This is a genomic window from Leifsonia sp. 466MF (assembly GCF_900100265.1).
Lineage (GTDB): Bacteria > Actinomycetota > Actinomycetes > Actinomycetales > Microbacteriaceae > Leifsonia.
In genome coordinates this window covers 1-15998 of record NZ_LT629696.1, presented here as the reverse complement: position 1 = coordinate 15998, position 15998 = coordinate 1, and the positions used below count along the sequence as shown (strand labels likewise).

At 70.4% G+C, this 15998-nt stretch carries 15 protein-coding genes and 1 pseudogene; 5 read left to right on the top strand and 11 right to left on the bottom strand.

Annotated features, from left to right (window positions below; genetic code table 11):
• Positions 1-193: 193 nt before the first annotated feature.
• Positions 194-703 (top strand): hypothetical protein, encoded by a 510-nt coding sequence (locus tag BLR91_RS00080; RefSeq protein ID WP_231371206.1) that lies wholly within the window; start codon positions 194-196, stop codon positions 701-703.
• Positions 704-722: 19 nt separating this feature from the next.
• On the opposite strand, the gene BLR91_RS20265 is transcribed toward BLR91_RS00080, so the two are convergent.
• The 4 genes from BLR91_RS20265 to BLR91_RS00060 are packed head-to-tail and all read right to left on the bottom strand — an operon-like array spanning position 723 to position 3052.
• Positions 723-1235, bottom strand: coding sequence for a hypothetical protein (locus BLR91_RS20265; RefSeq protein ID WP_231918763.1), 513 nt, complete (start codon positions 1233-1235; stop codon positions 723-725).
• Positions 1228-1881, bottom strand: a complete 654-nt coding sequence (locus BLR91_RS00070; protein ID WP_157694701.1) for a hypothetical protein — start codon at positions 1879-1881, stop codon at positions 1228-1230. The genes BLR91_RS20265 and BLR91_RS00070 overlap by 8 nt, the downstream gene beginning before the upstream one ends.
• 14 nt (positions 1882-1895) lie before the next feature.
• Positions 1896-2420 carry a signal peptidase I gene (locus BLR91_RS00065; RefSeq protein WP_089878526.1) on the bottom strand — a complete coding sequence of 175 codons (525 nt, stop codon included), beginning with the start codon at positions 2418-2420 and terminating at the stop codon, positions 1896-1898.
• Positions 2393-3052 (bottom strand): SipW-dependent-type signal peptide-containing protein, encoded by a 660-nt coding sequence (locus tag BLR91_RS00060; RefSeq protein WP_089881666.1) that lies wholly within the window; start codon positions 3050-3052, stop codon positions 2393-2395. Before BLR91_RS00060 ends, BLR91_RS00065 begins: the two co-directional genes overlap by 28 nt.
• A 238-nt stretch (positions 3053-3290) precedes the next feature.
• Here BLR91_RS00060 and BLR91_RS00055 point away from each other — a divergent pair.
• Positions 3291-4012, top strand: a pseudogene (locus tag BLR91_RS00055) (SDR family NAD(P)-dependent oxidoreductase).
• Positions 4013-4233: 221 nt separating this feature from the next.
• A complete protein-coding gene (locus tag BLR91_RS00050; RefSeq protein WP_089878528.1) occupies positions 4234-5259 on the top strand; it encodes a TerC family protein in 1026 nt (341 codons plus the stop codon).
• On the opposite strand, the gene BLR91_RS00045 is transcribed toward BLR91_RS00050, so the two are convergent.
• Positions 5206-6579 (bottom strand): low temperature requirement protein A, encoded by a 1374-nt coding sequence (locus tag BLR91_RS00045; protein WP_089878530.1) that lies wholly within the window; start codon positions 6577-6579, stop codon positions 5206-5208. The genes BLR91_RS00050 and BLR91_RS00045 overlap by 54 nt on opposite strands.
• A 76-nt stretch (positions 6580-6655) precedes the next feature.
• Positions 6656-7531 (bottom strand): LysR family transcriptional regulator, encoded by an 876-nt coding sequence (locus BLR91_RS00040; protein WP_089878532.1) that lies wholly within the window; start codon positions 7529-7531, stop codon positions 6656-6658.
• Positions 7532-7621: 90 nt separating this feature from the next.
• Here BLR91_RS00040 and BLR91_RS00035 point away from each other — a divergent pair, with 90 nt between their 5' ends.
• Positions 7622-8884, top strand: a complete 1263-nt coding sequence (locus BLR91_RS00035) for an MFS transporter (RefSeq protein WP_089878534.1) — start codon at positions 7622-7624, stop codon at positions 8882-8884.
• Between the two features lie 12 nt (positions 8885-8896).
• Here the strand turns inward: BLR91_RS00035 and BLR91_RS00030 are convergent, their stop codons facing one another.
• The gene (locus tag BLR91_RS00030) at positions 8897-9946 is read right to left on the bottom strand and encodes an LCP family protein (RefSeq protein WP_231918762.1); all 1050 of its coding nucleotides are present in this window, start codon (positions 9944-9946) and stop codon (positions 8897-8899) included.
• Positions 9947-10113: 167 nt separating this feature from the next.
• Positions 10114-11163, bottom strand: a complete 1050-nt coding sequence (locus BLR91_RS00025; RefSeq protein ID WP_089878538.1) for an aldo/keto reductase — start codon at positions 11161-11163, stop codon at positions 10114-10116.
• Between the two features lie 86 nt (positions 11164-11249).
• Here BLR91_RS00025 and BLR91_RS00020 point away from each other — a divergent pair, with 86 nt between their 5' ends.
• Positions 11250-11825, top strand: a complete 576-nt coding sequence (locus tag BLR91_RS00020; RefSeq protein ID WP_089878541.1) for a TetR/AcrR family transcriptional regulator — start codon at positions 11250-11252, stop codon at positions 11823-11825.
• Positions 11826-11852: 27 nt separating this feature from the next.
• On the opposite strand, the gene araA is transcribed toward BLR91_RS00020, so the two are convergent.
• Genes araA through BLR91_RS00005 form a run of 3 tightly spaced genes read right to left on the bottom strand, consistent with a single transcriptional unit; the run spans position 11853 to position 15777 of the window.
• Entirely contained in the window at positions 11853-13370 is a 1518-nt protein-coding gene (gene araA / locus BLR91_RS00015; RefSeq protein ID WP_089878543.1) for an L-arabinose isomerase, read from the bottom strand.
• Positions 13370-14095 (bottom strand): L-ribulose-5-phosphate 4-epimerase, encoded by a 726-nt coding sequence (locus tag BLR91_RS00010; protein WP_020076465.1) that lies wholly within the window; start codon positions 14093-14095, stop codon positions 13370-13372. The genes araA and BLR91_RS00010 overlap by 1 nt, the downstream gene beginning before the upstream one ends.
• On the bottom strand, positions 14092-15777 hold the full coding sequence (locus tag BLR91_RS00005) for a xylulokinase (RefSeq protein WP_089878546.1): 1686 nt from the start codon (positions 15775-15777) through the stop codon (positions 14092-14094). Before BLR91_RS00005 ends, BLR91_RS00010 begins: the two co-directional genes overlap by 4 nt.
• Positions 15778-15998 lie beyond the last annotated feature (221 nt).

The following is a 15998-nucleotide window of genomic DNA, read 5'->3' as shown; positions in this document are numbered from 1 at the left end:
GGCAGCTCCCCGCGGAGCGGGTCTTCCGCGGCCTCCATCGGTTGGAAAGGAGGCCGCCGGCCCACTCGGCGCGTATCCTGATGCCGTGGTTCGGAGAACGCCTCGTGATGACGCCGAAGCGCACGTCGTTCACCTGCTCCCTTCTCTCGGTGCGCCGGCCGCTCCACCCCAGCAGCTCGGTTTCCCTCACCGCATGGGCGCCGCCGGTCGAACAGTGCTGGCTGTCGTCAATACAGGCGCGTCGATTGCGGCCGGCGCCATGATCGCCGGGATCTGGACGGCCGATACCCCCGGGCTGTGGTTCGACGTGCTGTTCACCGTGGTAATCGCCGGTCTCGCTGCATCGCTGTGGGGGGTATTCCGGGGGTCGGTCATCGAGGCGAACCAGGAGCGGGCCCTGAACACGCGGTGGCTGCACGTCCGGTCCCACGCACGAGCAGAGACCGGACGAGTCGTGAACCGTGCCGTCAACCTCTCCGAGGACGGAGCGGTGTCGACGTTCGACATCCAGGTCGTCATGGCCGACCGGTCGACCCTTCGCGCCCGATGGCGTCCGCGAACGATGTCGGCACGCTCGCTACCCCTGGCAGCCGTGCCCGACGTCGGGGCCGTGGCGCGCGTCTGGCGGATGCCGGACGAGACGCAGGACTCGCCCGTCGTCATCGAAGTAGCCGACCCCTCCGCCGGAGACCCGCCAGCCTGAGTCGGGACATCGGTTCGAGTCAGGTCGGCTGCCCCGAGCAGGAGACCGCGATCCCGGCCAGCGTCATCGTCCAGGTGTAGTCCACCGGTTTCGACAGCCAGCCGGTCGGTTGATCGACAACCGCCAGGTGGATGACGACGGTAGCGCCGAGAAGGCTGCCGAGCGCGTTCAGAAGGCTGACCGGGACCGTCGTGGTGTACACGCCGCCCGACGATGTCGTCGTCGCCCCGGTGATGACTTGCGTTGCGCCGCCCTTCTGCGCCGTGATGCGGACCGACGTGGATGCGTAACCCGCCGGAGGCGCCCAGGTGAAGATCAGAGCCGTGGTGGTGATCACCGAGTTCCAGTTGCAATAGGGCGTCGTCCCGGCGAGCAGCGGCGGAGGGATGGTCTTCGCTGTGAGCGTCGCGGTGGCCACTTCGCGGTCCAGCCACTGCGCGTCCACCGGCTTGACGGCCGTCGCGGTCACCAGGCCGACGAAGAGGCTCGCAGCGCCGCCTAGGGCGACCAGCATCCTGAACCGGTTACGCATGCGCTCGCCTCCAGCGCCGCAGCAGGCGGGTCGCCCCGGCGAGAAGGAGGCCCGCTGCGATCGCGCCGACGGCGATCGCAGCTGCCCCGGAAAGGTTGTTCCCGGTGTCCGCGAGGGAAGAGAGGGAGAGCGTCGGCTCGGAGGAGGCCCCGCCCTCGGGCCCAGAGGCATCCACCCACATCACCGCCGTCAGGGAGCCGTCGTCGGGGATGCGCGCATCCGAGGCGACGTGGATGCGCACTTCGAGATAGGTCGTCCCCGGCCGGGGCACGGTTCCCGCCTGAAGTGCGGTGTGCGCCAAGGGAAGCCGATCGAGCGGCGTCGGCGCGAGCACGCGGTGCTCCCCCGGCGGGCAGCCGTCGGCGGCCCAGGCGACGGTGCAGCTCGCGACCTCCGCGGTAATGTCGTCGGAGCGCGCGAGACCGCCGCGGACGCTCAGGCCACCGAGGAGCGAATCGAGCTGGCCGACGTCCGCCGTCACCCTGATCGGCCAGACGAACGTAGCTCCGGGCACGAGCTGATGGGTGATGTCGCCGCCGCCCGAAGTGACGACGAGCGGGCCGGTCCCGGGCGGAGGCGTCGCCGCGAGCGCAGGCGACGGCAGGGCCACCGCCGTGAGAGCCGCGAGGAGCACTGCTCCGAGCATCCGTACGCGCATGGTCACGCCGTCCGGTGGCGGGAGACGGCACGGCGCGGCCAGAACATCCACGTCACCAACGCCGTCGTCGCCACGGTCAGCGAGCCGATGACAGCAGGATGCCCGAGCCAGACGACGGCTCGGGCGAGGCCCGGCTGCGACCACAGCACGATCCGGACCGTCGACACGCGGTACGGGGCCGGGTCGACGGTCGGGTTGGCGTCGCCCTTGAGGACGATCTCCACGGGCGTCCCCGCGGGCGCACTGGCGGGAGCCGTCACCTCGACGACCCGGTGCGTCACCGGCAGCAGCCCCGGTCGGTCCACCGTGACGACATCGCCCACGTGGGCCTCACTCACCGGGATCTCGCGCACCAGCGCCAGCGATCCCGCGGGGATGCCAGGCGACATGGAGCCCGTCCGGAACATGATGAGGCTCAGGTGGAACACGAGAGCCGCCACCACCCAAGCGATGCACAGCACCCCACCGACCGCTGCGACGTTGAGGATCGTGGACCGGATCAGTGCGAAGCGGCTTGCAGCTGCCACGTCGCACTCCCCGTCTGCGACTGCGTCAGTGAGGCACCCGCGGTGACCACGAAGCACAAGTCGACCGCAGCCCCACTCGACGTGGTCGGTGCGCCGGGCGCGAGCTCGAAGGTGACGGTGCCGGGCACGGAGCCGACAGCCGTCGCCGCCGGGACGAGCACGGTCCCGGTGGTGCTCGCGTTGCAGCCGAACGCGCTCGGCTGGATGAGCGAGTAGGTGAGCCCGGCGACCGTGCCGGAGGTGGACGGGGCCGTAACCGTGACGGTGGCAGGACTCGTGGTGTTGGCTGCGAGTCGCACGGCATACGGGGCGTAGACGACGTCTCCCGGCGAGAGGGCATTGGCGGTCACGCTGAACCCGAGGGCCGCGCCGGGCGCCGATGCGTGGTCGGAGAAGGCGGTCCCGTCGGTCGAGCCCTGCAGGTTGAACGTGCCGGCCTGGAAGGTCGCCGTCGCGAACTCGGAGTCGTTCCAGGCGGCGAGTGTGACCGTCGCGCCGACGCCGAGGACGAGACCTCCTGCGAGAAGAGCGCGGATGCGGCCGGAGACGCGGCGGCGGGGCTTCCCTTCTCCCGTCTCGCCGGCGTGGCGGCCGGCGGCGGCCTTGTCGATCGGTGCGGAGTCGTGAGTCATGAGGATCACCTTCGGTTCTGACGTGGGCGGGTACCCGCGTGAGCGCGAAGTTAGCGGTAGACCGGTCGGTCGGCTAGACGGTTAACCCCGCACTCACCCTCCGACCGATCGGATATCGAGCGCATCTGCGATGCGGGTCGTCGGGTCACCGTCGAGCGAGAGCCCTCGCCGGCCAAGGCCCTTGACGCGATCTTCGCCAACCCCGAACGTGGATGGCGTCTCGACTGAGGAGGACGACATGGCGAGGATTCTGGTGACCGGCGCGGGGAGCGGGCTCGGCCTCGGTGCCGCACGCGAGCTGGCGGAGCACGGCCACACCGTGGTCGGCCACGTCCGCAGCCTGGACCGGGCCGGCGAGCTCCGGGATGCGCTGGGCGACGACGGGGTGATCCTGGCGGCGGAGCTCTCCGACGAGGAGCAGGTCCGGGCGCTCGCCGAACAGGTGGCGGACGCCGGCGGCGTGGATGCGATCATCCACAACGCCGGCGTGATCGACGGCCCGGGCATCCTCCCGGTCAACGTGGTCGCCCCTACCTCCTGACCGCGCTGGTCCCGGCCGAACGGTACGTCTACCTCAGCAGCGGGATGCACCGGGGCGGCCATGCGACGCTCGACGGACTCGACTGGTCGGGGCGGACGCGCACCGCGTCGTACTCGGACAGCAAGCTGATCGTGACGGCGCTCGCGGCGGCGCTCCCCCGCCTCCGCCCCGGCGTGTCCAGCAACGCGGTCGACCCGGGCTGGGTGCCCACGCGGATGGGCGGCCGCAACGCGCCCGACGACCTCGAGCTCGGTCACCGCACGCAGGTCTGGCTCGCCGAGGGCGAAGACCCGGAGACGCGCACCTCGGCGTACTGGCACCACCAGCGGCAGCAGCGACCGCATCCCGCCGCTACCGATCGGGCGTTCCAGGATGCGGTCGTCGCCGCACTGAGGGAGCACACCGGCACCAGCCTGTGACCGCCGGGCCGCAGCGAGTTCCCTTCGGGTTCCCAGAACTCTGCCAGCACGAATCCCGATAGGCTGGACGACAACAAGGGGAGTACTCCCGCCGGCAGTGAGCCCGTCATTACGGATGCGCCATCGCATCCCGGGCCACTGGTCCCGAACCGAGATCGTCGATCCGGTCGGGGCGGAGGAGACCTTGGCGAGACGTTCCGCCTACCCCTTGGGAGTTCCCGGTGCAGGTCACCCCGCTCATCTGGATCATCACGATCGCCGTCACGATCGCGTTCTTCGTCTATGAGTTCTTCGCCCACGTGCGCAAGCCGCACGAGCCGACCATCGGCGAGTCCGCCCGGTGGTCCGCGTTCTATATCGGCCTGGCGCTGCTGTTCGGCGTCGGGATCGGGATGGTGTCCGGCTGGACGTACGGCGGCGAGTACTTCGCCGGTTACCTCACCGAGAAGGTGCTCTCCGTCGACAACCTGTTCGTCTTCCTGCTGCTGATGTCGGCGTTCGCCGTGCCCAAGGCGTACCAGCAGAAGGTGCTGATGATCGGCATCATCATCGCGCTGATCCTCCGCGGCGTGTTCATCGCCGTCGGAGCCGGACTCATCGAGAACTACTCGTGGGTGTTCTACCTCTTCGGCGCCCTCCTGCTCTTCCTGGCGTGGCGTCAGGCGTTCGGCTCCCACGACTCCGACCCGACGAACAACCCGGTCATGCGGTTCATCCGGCGGCACCTGCCCGTCACCGACGAGTACAACCGCGACCGGCTCACGGTGAAGAAGGACGGGCGCCGGTTCGTCACCCCGATGCTGCTGACCATCATCGCGATCAGCCTCATCGACGTGGTCTTCGCCGTCGACTCCATCCCCGCGATCTACGGTCTCACCAGCGAGGCGTACATCGTCTTCACCGCCAACGCCTTCGCCCTGATGGGACTCCGCCAGCTGTACTTCCTCATCGGCGGCCTGCTCGAGCGGCTCGTCTACCTGTCGCAGGGTCTCGCCGTCATCCTCGGCTTCATCGGCATCAAGCTCGTCTTCCACGCACTGCACGTCAACGAGCTTCCCTTCATCAACGGCGGACGGCACGTGGAATGGATCCCCGAGATCCCGACCTGGTTCTCGCTCCTCTTCATCGGCGCGACGATCGCGGTCGCCGCGACCGCCAGCCTCCTGAAGACGCGGGGCGACCGCCGTAAGGCGTCAGGGGCCGGAGACACCGTCCCCGTCGGCCACGCTCGGCCCGGCACCGACTGAGCCGGCCGGTCGCGCCGCGGCGTCGGCCTTCCACGCACGGACGGTGTGCCCGAAGCCCACCAATTCGTGGCCGACCACCTCGATCACGGCGCCAGCGGCCACCAGCCCGATCACCACGCTGAGGCTCGTCAGCGAGCCCCGCTGGTCGAGGTCGATCGCCTGCCCGGGAAATGTCGTCGCGCCGACGACGACCGCGCCGACGAGCGGCGCGAGGGTGAGCAGCAGCAGCGGCAGATGCGTGGAGTCGAACGAATGAAGGAGCACGCTCCAGGTGAGGAAGACCAGGACGATGGTGATCGCGAGGGGAACCGCCAGCGCCAGTGCGATCCCGAGCAAGGACACCCCGCCGTGCTCCATGGCGATCGTGGTCAGGTGCAGCCCGGCGCCGATCGCAGTGATGGATCCGAACAGTGCCAGGTGGGCGTACCGCCAGGGGAACGCCCGCTCCGGCCGCCGCTCCAGCACCCACCGTGACGGCACCAGGAAGTACGTCCACCAGACGGCGGCCGCCATCACGAGCCCCGAGGAGGCGATGAGCACGGCCTCCAGAGTCCATCCCACCGCTTGCGTCAGCGTTCCGACCGCGGCTGTCGTCGCGGCGATCACCTCTCCGATCGTGATCAGCGTGAGCAGCGCGAAGCGCTCGGCGAGGTGTCCGGCGTTCCACGGCGAGAAGCCGTAGCTGCGCGTGGCGACCACGGGAGCGATCATCTCGAAGAGCGCCACGACGATCAGCGCGGTCACCGTCACCCCCACCGGGAGAGGGACGATCGCGGTCAGCAGCCAGGCGACCTGGGCGATCGAGATGATGAGGACGTACGACATGGCGTTCTTGCGGTGGGACGGATCCTCCCGCGCCGCCCGCAGCCAGAGCAGGATCTGCGGCACACGCATGATGATGTACCCGATCACCATCAGCAGGTTGTTGGGGCTCTCCCCGTGCGATGCCCGCTCGAAACTCACCGGGAGTCCGTAGGCGAGCACGATCACGCCGATCATCTGCACGATCGTCGCGATGCGGAACAGGAGGTCGTCGTTGCCGTACGCGGACGCGAACCAGGTGAAGTTCAGCCACGCCCAGCTCACCGCCCACACGGCGAAGACGTAGGCGCCGAGCGCCGGCCAGATGTCCCCGTGGCTGAGCTGCTGGGCGAGCAGATCGGACGCGGTGGCGAACGCCACGACGTAGGTCAGGTCGTAGAGCAGTTCGAGAGGCGTCGTCGTCCGACCCCGCTCGCGCGGGTCGCGGCCGCGCATGGTTCTGATCCGGTGCCGCAGTTCATGCCGCAGCTCCTCCGTGGTGTCCGGTTCGCCGCTCACGTGACCTCCCGGGCCGAGTCTCGCGCATCCCGGCTGCGCAGGGAAGCCTTGGCGGAGCTCTCGCCGGTGCGCCGGATCAGATGCCGTGGATGCGCTCCGCGAGCAGCGTCAGCAGCGCCTCGGCGGCGCGGCCGGGGCGTGGACGGGCGATCGCGTTCAGTCGCCAGCCCACCGGCTCCCGCAGCGGACGCGTGACGGCTCCCTCGGCGGGGATGATCGTGAGCTCCGGCAGGGCGGCCACGCCCAGACCGGCGGCGACGAAGCGCGGGATCTCGCCGAGGTCGGCCAGCTCGGTGGGCACGCGCCGGGTCAGGCCGAGCGCCGCGAACGCGCGGTCGAGAGTGACCCGGTTGCCGAAGCCGGCGCGCGAATCCACCCAGGCCTCCTCCGCCAGGTCGGCGAGCGCGACCGACTGGCGGCGCGCGAGAGGATGGCCCTCCGGCAGCACAGCCAGGAACGGGGAGTCGACCAGGTGGCGCGTCAGGAGGTCGGGAACCGTCTCGGGCAGGCCGTGGAACGCGATGTCCAGCCGACCCTGCCGGACGTCTTCGACCAGACCGGTCGAGCCCCCGGGTGATGGGCCGAGCCGGAGGTCGACGTCGGGGTGGCGACGGTGGAACTCGCCCATGATGCCGGGCAGGTCGACGCTCCGCAGATTGGTGAAGATGCCGACCCGCACCGTCCCTCGAAGCGGCCCCTGATCGCCGGCCAGGTCGCGCATCCGCTCGACGGCTTCGAGCGCCGCCCGGGCTTCCGCGATCACCGCCTCGCCCACCTCGGTCGGGCGGACGCCGTGGGCGTCCCGCTCGAACAGGGCGGCACCGAGTTCCCGCTCGAGGCTCTGAATGCCCGCGGACACGGTGGACTGTGCGGCGAAGACGCGCTCGGCGGCCCGCGTGAAGCTGCGCTCGTCGGCAACCGCGACCAGGTATTCGAGCTGACGGGTGTCCACGGGTCGATCCTACGTACTATCGAGCAGAACGATCGTCAGCATCGTCTATTTCCGTTGGACTCGATAGGCAGCGAGGAGCACTATCGAAGCATGACCAGCACGCTCGACTTCTCCGCCCCCACCGGCTCCACTCCTCGGATGGAGACCGCACCGGGCCGCACCCGGCGCTCCTTCCGCCTGCGCCACGGCGCCGGCTTCTGGGTCATCGCGGCGGCGTTCCTCGCGGTGATGGCCTTCTCGACCATCCCCACTCCGCTGTACGCGTTCTACCAGGCGCGCGACGGCTTCCCCACCTGGGTGGTCACCGTCATCTTCGCCGCGTACGCGGTCGGCGTCATCGCCAGCCTCTTCCTCATCGGCCACCTGAGCGACATCGCAGGCCGACGCCGGATGGTGCTCATCGCCGTCCTCATCGAGATCGTCTCCGCCGCACTCTTCCTGGTCTGGAACGATGTCGCCGGCCTGATCGTCGCGCGCACGCTCTCCGGCATCGGCGTCGGCGCCCTCACGGCCAGCGCGACCGCGCACCTCAGCGAGCTGCGCGCCGTCGCCCGACCGGACGAGGGCCCCGCGACCGCCGGGACCGTCTCCACGGTCGTCAACACGGGCGGACTCGCGCTCGGCCCGCTGATCGGCGGGGCGTTCGCGCAGTTCCTGCCCGAGCCGCTGCTGCTCCCGTACGCCGTGTTCCTCGTCGTGCTCGCGGTCGCGGCCGTCGCCGTCGCCCTCGTCCCCGAGACGGTGGAGCGCGCCGAAGAGCGCCCGGCCTACCGTCCGCAGCGGATCTCGCTGCCCGCCGAGGCGCGTGGAGCGTTCTCCGCCGCGGCCGTCGCCGCCTTCGCCGGCTTCGCCGTCTTCGGTCTGTTCACGTCTCTCGCGCCCAGCGTGCTCGTCGTCACCCTCCACCAGACCTCGCACCTGCTGGCGGGGTTCGTTCCGTTCGCGGTGTTCGCGGCGTCGGCGATCTCGCAGATCGTCTTCGCCCGGGTCTCCTCCCGCGCGCAGCTGATCCTGGCCCTCGTCCTCATGCTCGTCGGGCTCGCGGGCCTCGCGGCCGGCGTGCTGACGGCTTCGTTCGCGGTCTTCCTGGTGAGCGGCGTGCTGGCGGGCGCCGGTGTCGGCCTGCAGTTCCGCTCGGCGATCGCCGCCGCGGCCTCCCTCGCCGCCCCGGAGCGCCGCGGTGAGGTGCTCGCCGCGATCTTCCTGATCGCCTACATCGGTCTGGCGGTGCCCGTGCTGCTCGTCGGCGTGGCGCTCATCTTCTGGCCGCTGGTGCCGGTGCTGGTGGTGTTCGTCGCCGCGGTCGCCGCCCTGTCCGTGCCGGCCGGCCTGCGGATGCTGCGCCGGGCCTGACCCCGTCCGGTCTCAGTGCACCGAGGTGAACGTCCCGAGAGCGTCGTCAGCGAGGGCGGAGCGGAGAGCCGGGAGTGACCCCTCATCCACGTTGACGATCGACTGACCGTCGGATGAGGTCCCGGTTCCGGCGGTCGGCATCGTGAAGGCGTGGATGCTGGAGGGACCGTCGAGGCGCATGCTCGCCGCCAGCCCGATCATCGTCGGGAGGTCGAACTGCTCGTCGAGACTGAGGTATCGGCCGGTCGCACCGGCGAACGACGTCACGGCGGCGGGGTCGGTGAGCGTCCCGCGGCTGAGCAGCTTGGCGACGATGGCCCGCAGGAGGGCCTGCTGGTTGGCGACCCGCTGGTAGTCCGCCGTCGGAAACGCGTACCGCTCCCGGGCGAAGGCGAGAGCCTGGGCGCCGTCGAGGTGGTTCATGCCCTGAACGAAGGTGTAGTGCGGCTTCTTGACCGTGGTGAAGCCGACCGGACTGTCCACATCCACTCCGCCGAGCGCGTCCGTCATCCCTTCGAGGCCCTGGAAGTCGATGATCGCGACGTGGTCGATGTGCGTCTGGAGCAGTTGCTCGACCGTCTGGATCACCAGCGGAGTGCCTCCCCAGGCGAGCGCGGCATTGATCTTGGCCGTGCCCTTGCCGGGGATCGGAACCCAGAGGTCGCGCATGATCGACATGATGTACACGTCTTTCCGGTCCGCGTCGATGTGCACGAGCATCATGGTGTCGGAGCGCTGGTTGGACTCGGTGGCCTGCCCGACGGTCGACGGGTCTCCCCGAGAGTCGGAGCCGATGAGCAGGATGTTCATGGCGCCGGTCGAGACGGGGGTCGGCCGGGTCTCCGCTGGAGGGAACGCGCGCGGGATGTGCGTCACCGTCGAGTTGAAGGTCGACGCGACGCTGCCCGCGTAGAACAGTCCGCCGCCGACGAGGCAGCCCGCCACCACGGTGGCGACGGCGAGGAGCGTGGTCAGCACGATGGCGAGCGGCGAGCGCCGATGCGAGGTCCGCGGCGTGCGGCGGTGCCAGCGGTGAGGTGAACGTGTGGTCTGCGCGATCATGATGACCGTCTCCGGCACTCCCCCAGGAGCGTCTCATCTGACTTCGCTCGAGCTTTCGGGCGAGATGAGGATTTCTCATCTGCTTTCGAGGCTACGCTTGTTATCCCCAGAAGTCCCCGTTAATGAGGACATTTTTGTACCCCGGTTACCCCCAGTTCGCGGGGCCCTCAGCTGAGGGCCATTCCCGGAACCCGCGCGCGGATCGCGTTCATCGTCGCCTCGTCCGAGACGCCCTGGAAGTCGTACCGCGGGGTGTACGGAGCGATCAGCGCCGTCACCTCGTCCTCCGTGAGCTCGACGTCCAGGGAGGCGATCGCGTCGTCGATCTGCTGGATGGATCCCGCCCCGACGAGCGGCGCGGTGACGACCGGCTGGCGGTGCAGCCACGCCAGGGCGACCGCCGCGCGGCTCACTCCGTGCGCCGCCGCGACCTCTCCGACGGCATTCACGATGGCGCGATTGGATGCCTCCTCGGCGGGCGAGTACAGCAGGTCGGCGTAGTCGCCGTCGGTCTCCGAGCGCGCCGTCGCCCGCGCGTCATCCCAGGCGCGCGCGAGGCGGCCGCGGGCGAGCGGGCTCCAGATGATGGTGCCGACGCCCTCGTCGAGGCAGAGCGGGATCATCTCGCGCTCCTCCTCGCGGGCGAGCAGGTTGTAGTGATCCTGCATCGTGACGAAGCGCGCCCAACCGTGCTGCTTCTGCAGGTTGAGGGCCTTCGCGAACTCCCACGCGAACATCGAGGACGCCCCCAGGTAACGCACCTTGCCGGCCTTAACGATGTCGTTCAGCGCTTCGAGGGTCTCCTCCCACGGGGTCGAATGGTCGTTTCGGTGGATCTGATACAGGTCGATGTAATCGGTGCCGAGGCGCCGCAGGGAGTGATCTACCTCCGCCAGGATGGCTTTGCGCGACAGGCCACGGCCGTTGGGGCCCGGCCGCATCGGGTGGCGGACCTTGGTCGCGATGACGACCTCGTCGCGATCGGCGAAGTCGCGGAGTGCACGGCCCAGGATCTCCTCGCTGGAGCCGTTCGAGTACATGTTGGCGCTGTCGAAGAAGTTGATGCCCGCCTCCAGGGCGTGCTTGATGAGGGGCCTCGCCTCCTCCTCTCCTTTCGACCAGACGGGGTGGCCGCGGTCGGGCTCGCCGTAGCTCATGGCGCCGATGGCGATCGGGGAGACATCGAGGCCGGTGGTCCCGAGCTTGCGATACTGCATGAGAACTCCTTGAATAGACGTGAGCGGAGAACTCTCCGCTTGATTTACGACGGTAACGGAGAATTCTCCGTTTAGCAAGGAGACGCATGCCGGAACCCCGACGAGCCGACGCAACCCGCGCCGACGCGCAGCGCAACCGCGCGCGCATCCTCGACGTCGCCGCGACGGCCTTCCGCGAGAACCCCGACGTGTCGCTCAACCAGATCGGCAAGCTCGCCGGCGTCGGCGCCGGAACCCTCTACCGGCACTTCCCCACGCGTGAAGCTCTGCTGCTCGCCGTCTACGCGGCGGAGATCGACGGACTCGAAGGCGCGGTGGACGAGCTGCTGGCGAAAGAACCGCCGCTCGACGCCTTTCGCAGCTGGTCGAGGCAGTTGGCCGAGCTGGTGCGCATCAAGCACGGGCTCGGGGAAGCGCTGGCCAGCCCCTCGGCGCAGGCGGTGATCGACGCCACCTACGCGCCGGTGACCAACGCGATCGGACGGCTGCTGGATGCAGCGGTCGCCGACGGCGACATTGAGCCAGGAGCCGACCCCGGCGACATCCTGCTTCTCCTCAGCGCGCTCTGGCGGGTCCCGGCCGGACCGGGCGGTCTCGCGCAGGCGGACCGGCTGCTGGAGATGGTGGTCGCGTCGCTGCCGGCACCCAGCGGCCGGAGCTGACATCCCGCTCCGGCCGCGGGTGATGCGTCAGATGCCGCGCGCGAGGCGGTAGTAGGCGGCGTTCGCGTCGAGGTCGCGACGCACCGAGCGGAGCGTCGTCGTGTCGTCGATGACGATGAGCTCGGTGCGCAGCATGCGGGCGAAGTCCTCGAAGACCTCCACGCCGACCGCGGTGCTCATCACCGTGTGGTGCGCCGCGCCGGCCTCCAGCCAGGCGGTCGCCGACGTCGTGAAGTCGGGCTGCGGCTTCCACACCGCGCGGCCGACCGGCAGCTTCGGCAGCGGAGCCGACGGCTCGACCACCTCGACCACGTTGGCGACCAGGCGGAACCGGTCACGCACGTCCGACAGAGCCACGACGACCGCGGGACCCGGGTCCGCCGTGAAGACGAGGCGGACCGGGTCGTCCTTGCCGCCGATGCCGAGCGGGTGCACCTCCAGCGTCGGCGTCGCCGAGCTGAGCGACGGGCTCACCTCGAGCATGTGCGCGCCCAGGATGCGCTCGTCGCCAGGAGTCAGGTCGTACGTGTAGTCCTCCATGAGGGATGCGCCGCCGGGCAGGCCCGCACCCATCACGTTGGCCGCGCGCACCAGGACGGCGGTCTTCCAGTCGCCCTCCGCGCCGAAGCCGTAACCCTCGGCCATCAGCCGCTGGACGGCGAGCCCGGGCAGCTGCTTCAGGGCGCCCAGGTCCTCGAAGCTGGTCGTGAACGCGCCGAAACCGCCCTCCTCCAGGAAGGAGCGCAGGCCCAGCTCGATGGCCGCGCCATCGCGCAGCGACTGGTGGCGGTCGCCGCCGCGGCGCAGCTCCGGAGCGACGTCGTACTGCTCCTCGTACTCGGCCACGAGCGCGTCGACGGCCTCGGCCGGCGCCGCGGCGACCGCATCCGCCAGCTCGTTCACGCCCCACGTGTTCACCTGGACGCCGAAGACGTGCTCGGCCTCGGTCTTGTCGCCCTCGGTGACGGCGACGAAGCGCATGTTGTCGCCGAAGCGGGCGAGCTTCAGCGTGCGGGTGGCGGCCCGGCCGGCCGCTGCGCGCATCCACGTGCCGACGCGTGCCGAGACGACCGGGTTCGAGACGTGCCCGGCGACGGTGGTGCGCGGCACGCCGAGGCGCGTCAGGATGTAGCCGAACTCGCGGTCGCCGTGGGCGGCCTGGTTGAGGTTCATGAAGTCGAAGTCGATCTCGGCCCAGGGCAGTTCGACGTTCGCCTGCGTGTGGAGGTGGAGCAGCGGCTTCTGCAGCGCGTCGAGACCGGCGATCCACATCTTCGCTGGACTGAAGGTGTGCATCCACGCGATCACGCCGATGACGCGGTCGTCGGCGTTCGCCTCGAGCATGATGCGGCGGATGGCGTCGGCGTCGGTGAGGACCGGCTTCCACACGATCCGCACCGGCACGTCGGGCGACGCGCCCAGCTCGTCGGCGATGGCGCGGGACTGCTCGGCGACCTGCGCGAGGGTCTCCGGTCCGTACAGGTGCTGGCTCCCGGTGAGGAACCAGACCTCGTAGACGTCGAGGGAGGTGGTGAGCTTCGGCATCAGGCGGTGGGTCCTTCCGGGGTCTGTCCGTAGACGTTCTGGTAGCGGTCGAAGAGGCGGTCGATCGCCTCCTGGGGGATGGGGACGACGTCGCCGCCCTGGCGGGCGATGTGCATCGTTCGGGCGACATCCTCGGCCATGACGGCGGCCTTCACGGCGTCGCGGGCGTCGGAGCCGATAGTGAAGACGCCGTGGTTCTGCATGAGGACGGCGCGGCTGCGGTGGCCGGTCAGCGTCGACACGATGCCGCGGCCGATGGAGTCGTCGCCGATGATCGCGAACGGTCCGACCGGGATCTCACCGCCGAACTCGTCCGCCATCGCGGTGATGGCGCACGGGATGGGCTCGGCGCGCGCCGCCCAGGCGGTCGCGTAGGTGGAGTGCGTGTGCACGACGCCGCCGACCTCAGGCATGCTGCGGTAGACGAACGCGTGGGCGGCGGTGTCGGACGACGGCGACCGCTCGGAGCCGAGCGACCCGGGGACGACCTCGCCGTCGAGGGTGCACAGGATCATGTTCTCGGGCGCGAGGTCGTCGTAGTCGACGCCGCTCGGCTTGATGACGAACAGGTCCTCGCCCGGCACGCGGCCGGAGACGTTGCCGCCGGTCCAGACGACCAGCTGGTAGCGGACCAGCTCGGCGTGCAGGGCGGCGACGCGCTCGCGGACGGCGCGGACGGCCGGGGACTCGGGGGCCGGGGTGGCGGGGGTCTGGGCGTCGGTCACTGGTCGGATCCTTCCGTTGGGCGATCGGCGGAGGCGGTGGTGTCGGGCAGGGCGGTCACGGCCGCGCGCTCCACGGCGAGGCCTGCGTCGTAGCGGTCGAGGTAGGCGGCGAAGCCGGCGACGTCCTCCGGCCGCGGCTCGGCGGTCTCGAACGCGACATCGCGGAACACGCGCTCGCGCAGGTACGTGTCGAGGTCCTGTCCGCCCTCGGCGCGCGCCTCCAGGTATGCGGCGAGGACGGCGATCCCCCAGGCGCCGCCCTCCGATGCGGTGTGCGCGACGGAGACGGGAGCATCGAGGGCGCCGGCCAGGAAGCGCTGGGCGACCCCGGCGGTGCGGAACACGCCACCGTGGGCGAGCATCTTGTCAAGCGCGACACCCTCGTGAGCGAGGACGCGCATCCCGAGCGCCAGGGTCGCGAACACTCCGTAGACCTCGGCGCGCACCAGGTTGCCGAGGGTGAAGCGGCTGCCGGGCGTCCGGACGAGGAGCGGACGGCCCTCGGTGAGGCCGGCGATCGGCTCTCCAGCCAGGTGGTTGTAGGCGAGCAGGCCGCCGGCGTCGTCGTCGCCGGTCAGCGCCTCCCGGAGGAGGGTGTCGAACACGGCGTCGGGATCGGTGGGGCGGCCGGACGCGGCGGCGAACCGGCCGAAGAGTCCCGCCCACTCGGCGAGCTCACTGGCGCCGTTGTTGCAGTGGACCATGGCGACCGGGTCGCCTGCGGGGGTGGTCACCACATCCAGCTCGTCGTGCACCTCGGCCAGCGGACGCTCCAGCACGACCATGGCGAAGATGCTGGTGCCGGCACTCACATTGCCGGTGCGCGGTGCGACGGATGCGGTCGCGACCATGCCGGTGCCCGCGTCGCCCTCGGGTGGGCACAGCGTCGCGCCGGGACGCAGCGTGCCGGACGGGTCGAGGAGCGCAGCGCCTTCGGCGGTCAGGTCGCCCGCAGGTTCTCCCGCGGAGAGGACCTCGGGCAGCAGGTCGCGGAGCGGAGGGATGCGGCCGGCGGCGAGCCGGTCATAGCGGTCGACGAGTTCGGCGTCGTAGTCGCCGGTCGCGGGGTCGATCGGGAACATGCCCGACGCATCCCCGACCCCGAGCACATGGCGTCCGGTGAGCCGGCGGTGCACGTACCCGGCCAGCGTGGTGACGGAGCGGAGGCGCGGGAGATGCGGCTCGGAGTCGAGGACGGCCTGGTGCAGGTGGGCGATCGACCAGCGGAGCGGGATGTTGACGCCGAGCAGGTCCGTCAGCTCGCGCGCCGCCGCTCCCGTGTTCGTGTTGCGCCAGGTGCGGAACGGCACGAGCAGCTCGCCCGCCTCGTCGAACGCGAGGTAGCCGTGCATCATCGCCGAGACGCCGAGCGAGCCGACGGTGGTCGGCGCGACGCCGTGGCGGGTCTGCGCGTCGGCGGCCAGGGCGGCGTACGCCTCCTGCACGCCGGACCAGACCTCCTCGATCGGGTAGGTCCAGAGGCGGTCGACGTAGGAGTTCTCCCACTCGTGGGCGCCGACGGCGAGGACGACCGACGGGTCGTCCGCATCCACCAGGCAGGCCTTGATGCGCGTCGAGCCGAACTCGATGCCGAGCGCGGTGCGGCCCGACTCGATGGCCTCGCGGGCGCGGGCGGCGGCCGCGGCTCCGGGGCCCGCGGAGGCGACGTCGGCTGGGACCATGGGGCATCCACTCCTTTGTGACCGGTCACATTGACACAGCGAGCATACGTCACGCACCGCCGCGCGCGCCACTCCGTGCTCCGCGGCGGAGGCGTCGCTGCGCTGCGCTGCGCCGGCTCCCCAACCCGCGCACCCGCAGATTCGTGCCGAATGTGCGCTTAGGCAGGAGCATTCCGCACATTCGGCACGAATCTGTGGCGCGGTGGGCACCACGCGAGACG

What these genes read in the sequence shown, in the direction of transcription:
- BLR91_RS00080 (WP_231371206.1), top strand. Translation starts at nt 194, where the DNA reads ATGGGCGCCGCCGGTCGAACAGTGCTGGCTGTCGTCAATACAGGCGCG.
- BLR91_RS20265 (WP_231918763.1), bottom strand. Translation starts at nt 1,235, where the DNA reads ATGCGTAACCGGTTCAGGATGCTGGTCGCCCTAGGCGGCGCTGCGAGC.
- BLR91_RS00070 (WP_157694701.1), bottom strand. Translation starts at nt 1,881, where the DNA reads ATGCTCGGAGCAGTGCTCCTCGCGGCTCTCACGGCGGTGGCCCTGCCG.
- BLR91_RS00060 (WP_089881666.1), bottom strand. Translation starts at nt 3,052, where the DNA reads ATGACTCACGACTCCGCACCGATCGACAAGGCCGCCGCCGGCCGCCAC.
- BLR91_RS00035 (WP_089878534.1), top strand. Translation starts at nt 7,622, where the DNA reads ATGACCAGCACGCTCGACTTCTCCGCCCCCACCGGCTCCACTCCTCGG.
- BLR91_RS00030 (WP_231918762.1), bottom strand. Translation starts at nt 9,946, where the DNA reads ATGATCGCGCAGACCACACGTTCACCTCACCGCTGGCACCGCCGCACG.
- BLR91_RS00025 (WP_089878538.1), bottom strand. Translation starts at nt 11,163, where the DNA reads ATGCAGTATCGCAAGCTCGGGACCACCGGCCTCGATGTCTCCCCGATC.
- BLR91_RS00020 (WP_089878541.1), top strand. Translation starts at nt 11,250, where the DNA reads ATGCCGGAACCCCGACGAGCCGACGCAACCCGCGCCGACGCGCAGCGC.
- araA (WP_089878543.1), bottom strand. Translation starts at nt 13,370, where the DNA reads ATGCCGAAGCTCACCACCTCCCTCGACGTCTACGAGGTCTGGTTCCTC.
- BLR91_RS00005 (WP_089878546.1), bottom strand. Translation starts at nt 15,777, where the DNA reads ATGGTCCCAGCCGACGTCGCCTCCGCGGGCCCCGGAGCCGCGGCCGCC.